The following is a 626-nucleotide window of genomic DNA, read 5'->3' as shown; positions in this document are numbered from 1 at the left end:
ATTGTCGATCCCATCGAACTATCTCGCTTCTCACGGAAAAAATTGCTGGGGATGAGACCGCTTCGTTGCGAGAGGCCTCGTTACTTTGCCATCAGACCAGCGTCGACCGCCAGCGCCGTCCCCGTGACGTAGCGTGCGGCGTCGCTGGAGAGCCACATATACGCCTCGCTGATGTCTGCGGCGTCGATCATCCCGCCGTCGCCGAAGATGTTCCACGGGCCGGTCATCTCTGTCGCTTCTTCGAGGGCCTCCTCGCCGTAGGCTTCCAGCACGCCGTCGACCATCGGCGTGCTCACGCCGGTCGGGCAGACGGCGTTGACGTTGACGTCGTACTCGGCGAGTTCGAGCGCCAGCGTCTTCGTGAGACCGACGACGCCGTGCTTGGCCGACACGTAGTGCGCGTTGCCCGGAATGCCGACTTGGCCGGCGGTCGAGGACGTCGAGACGATGTTCCCGCCGTCGCCGCGCTCGATGAAGTGCTGGCCGACGTGCTTCGAGCAGAGCCACACGCCCTTGAGATTCGTGTCGATCATCTCGTCCCACGTCATCTCGTCCATCTCGACACCGTCGGCGATCGACTCGATGCCGGCGTTGTTCGCGAGGAAGTCGATCTTCCCCATCTCGTC

1 protein-coding gene is annotated in these 626 nt (G+C 63.3%); it reads right to left on the bottom strand.

Annotation, left to right across the window (positions count from 1 at the left end; genetic code table 11):
* Positions 1-80: 80 nt before the first annotated feature.
* The coding region (locus DEQ92_RS21360; RefSeq protein WP_115821749.1) for an SDR family oxidoreductase at positions 81-626 on the bottom strand (546 nt) is incomplete at its 5' end.

Source organism: Haloferax sp. Atlit-6N (assembly GCF_003383195.1).
GTDB classification, from domain to species: Archaea; Halobacteriota; Halobacteria; order Halobacteriales; family Haloferacaceae; genus Haloferax; species Haloferax gibbonsii.
The sequence above is the reverse complement of the archived record's forward strand: the minus strand, read 5'-3'. Positions and strand labels throughout refer to the sequence as shown.